The organism is Acinetobacter sp. UBA6720 (genome assembly GCF_002454215.1).
Classification (GTDB): Bacteria; Pseudomonadota; Gammaproteobacteria; order Pseudomonadales; family Moraxellaceae; genus Acinetobacter.
This window is the reverse complement of sequence record NZ_DKIK01000116.1, coordinates 1-2,822: the sequence shown is the minus strand read 5'-3', so window position 1 is coordinate 2,822 and position 2,822 is coordinate 1. Positions and strand designations below refer to the sequence as shown.

Annotated in this window: 2 protein-coding genes and 1 pseudogene; 2 read left to right on the top strand and 1 reads right to left on the bottom strand. The window is 41.4% G+C overall.

Translation table 11 applies throughout. From position 1 onward, the window contains the following. The first annotated feature begins 416 nt into the window (after positions 1-416). The gene (locus tag B4F08_RS10030) at positions 417-1,943 is read left to right on the top strand and encodes a fumarate hydratase (protein ID WP_291374289.1); all 1,527 of its coding nucleotides are present in this window, start codon (positions 417-419) and stop codon (positions 1,941-1,943) included. Between the two features lie 103 nt (positions 1,944-2,046). Further along, positions 2,047-2,595: a DUF2059 domain-containing protein gene (locus B4F08_RS10025; protein ID WP_110975544.1), complete on the top strand. Its 549-nt coding sequence runs from the start codon at positions 2,047-2,049 to the stop codon at positions 2,593-2,595. A 5-nt stretch (positions 2,596-2,600) separates the two neighbouring features. On the opposite strand, the pseudogene B4F08_RS10020 reads toward B4F08_RS10025, so the two are convergent. Further along, positions 2,601-2,822, bottom strand: a pseudogene (locus tag B4F08_RS10020) (hypothetical protein); the annotation flags it as partial.

Here is a 2,822-nt window from a genome sequence, read left to right as displayed (position 1 = left end):
TTAAGCCTGATCTTCTTTTTGACCGTACATCCAAGTCGCTGCAATATATACACAAAAGCCCGCAGCCATCACTAAACCTGTCAACATGTTCGATGTCCTATAGTTTGATAAGTGCATTATGCGAAAGTTTTATGACAAATTTATGACAATATTGTCATATTTGAAATTCTATATTTTTTTCAATATATTCAAAAACTTAATATAAAAAATATACCTATTGATTCACTTTTAGCATGAAATATTTCATTCAACTTAGGCAACTTTGTCATATTTACAACCTTATATGTCCTCACTTTCTCATCAATTTTGTTCAACTATTAAACTTTCGCCCAAAGGCTGCGTAAAACATCCACAACATCGACATTTTGTCTTATAATTTAGCCCGCTAGCTATCAGCCCGCTCAAGAGATATTTGTATGACCACTATTATCAAGCAAGATGATTTGATCACATCGGTCAAAGACGCGCTTCAGTTCATTTCTTACTATCATCCACAAGACTTTATCCAAGCGATGAGCCGTGCGTATGATCGTGAAGAGAACAAAGCTGCGAAAGATGCGATCGCGCAAATCTTAATTAACTCGCGTATGTGCGCAGAGGGCCACCGCCCGATCTGTCAAGATACAGGTATCGTCAACGTATTCGTTGAAGTGGGCATGGATGTTAAATTTGATTTAACCATGAGCTTAGACGATGCAATCAACGAAGGCGTACGTCAAGGTTACTTAGAAAACTCCAACGTACTGCGTGCTTCTGTATTGGCTGACCCAGCTTTTGGTCGTAAAAATACCAAAGACAACACCCCTGCTGTGATCTATCACAAACTTGTTCCAGGCAACAAAGTGGATATTACTGTTGCAGCAAAAGGTGGTGGTTCAGAAAACAAATCTAAACTGGCTATGCTCAACCCATCAGACTCAATCGTGGATTGGGTACTAAAAACTGTTCCAACCATGGGTGCAGGTTGGTGTCCACCAGGCATGTTGGGTATTGGTATTGGTGGTACTGCTGAAAAAGCCATGATGCTTGCAAAAGAATCGCTCATGGAAGAAATCAACATGGACGAATTACTTCGTCGCGGCCCTGCAAATAAAATCGAAGAACTTCGTATGGAAATCTTCGAAAAAGTAAACGCACTCGGCATTGGCGCGCAAGGTCTAGGTGGCTTAACCACAGTTCTAGACATTAAAATTAAAGATTACCCATGTCACGCTGCGGGCAAACCAGTCGGTATGATTCCAAACTGTGCAGCGACTCGTCACGCACACTTCCAACTTGATGGTACAGGTGTTGCACACATTCAAGCACCAAAACTGGAAGACTACCCATCTGTCACTTGGGATTCATCAACTTCTAAACGTGTTGACCTCGACACCATTACTCAAGAAGAAATGAACGCTTGGCAACCAGGCGACACCTTACTTCTGAACGGTACCATTTATACGGGTCGTGATGCTGCACACAAACGCATGGTCGACATGTTGAACAATGGTGAAGAGCTTCCTGTCGACTTAAAAGGTAAATTCATTTACTACGTTGGCCCTGTAGATCCAGTCGGTGATGAAGTGGTTGGTCCTGCCGGCCCAACAACAGCAACACGTATGGACAAGTTCACACGTCAAGTACTTGAAGCAACCGGTATGTTCGGCATGATCGGTAAAGCAGACCGTGGTCCTGCTGCTGTTGAAGCAATCAAAGACAACAAAGCAACTTACTTGATGGCAGTGGGCGGCGCAGCTTACCTTGTGTCTAAAGCGATTCGTGAAGCTGAAGTGGTTGCTTTTGCTGACTTAGGCATGGAAGCGATTTACAAATTTGTAGTGAAAGACATGCCTGTATCGGTAGCAGTTGATGTGAATGGTACCTCTATTCACGCAACAGCACCAAAAATTTGGCAAGCCAAAATTGGTAAAATTCCAGTAGTCGATGCTGCAGCTGGCTAAAACTTAAGTTTTACTTTTTTGGATACCCTTAACATGCTAAGGTCATGTTAAGGGTATTTTTTTACCTATTTTTATAGACTTAATCAAAAGATATAGACCAACAATGAAAAAATTAAATCACATGCTTTACGGTATTACCTTATGTGTCCTCAGCACAGCTTCTTTTGCCAAACCCGCGACCGAAGCATCGGTAGAAAAGGCACTCAAACTCGGCGATATTAAAGGCACTTTAGCGCAGTCTCAGCAAGAGATGCGCCCTGTCTATGACCAACAAGCCGAAGAAATTATTAAGAATATTTTTAAAACATCTACACTTAATCCTGAACAACAAAAAGCAGCCAAGCAAATCGCTGAAATCACCGCATCGTTTAGCAGCAAATTGATTTCAGATCCAAAATTTATGCAAATGCTAAAAGATGTCTACATGCAGACCTTTACCGAAGAGGAAGTGTTGGCCAACATTCAGTTTCTCGAAACACCTCTAGGCCAGTCTATCAATAAAAAAAGCAGTAAAATGATGAGCGAAATCATGCGCAATAGCATCGCCATGTCTGCGGAAATGATGCAAGATCCTGCTATTCAGCAGGAAATGAATCGTCAAATTGAAAAGACCCTTACACCATTATTTGATCAAGCCAAAAAAGCAAAATAGTTTACTTACCAGGTTAAAGGATTCCACAGCTTAAACGGCTTCATCAGTTGAACATCTTCATTTGGGTCATATTTTGCAGGTTTAAGTTTTTGCGCTTTCTTTCGTAACTCACCCGTATGTTGATCTTCAGCTACAAAGTTATAACTGTTGGACTTTAACTGGGTAAATGCAATTTCCTGAATCGCAATTTTTTCAGGGATAACCGCCAAAGGCCCTGCAACCTCTCG

Bases quoted from the DNA above. Each gene is read 5' to 3' on its own strand.
- B4F08_RS10030 (WP_291374289.1), top strand. From the start codon at position 417: ATGACCACTATTATCAAGCAAGATGATTTGATCACATCGGTCAAAGAC.
- B4F08_RS10025 (WP_110975544.1), top strand. From the start codon at position 2,047: ATGAAAAAATTAAATCACATGCTTTACGGTATTACCTTATGTGTCCTC.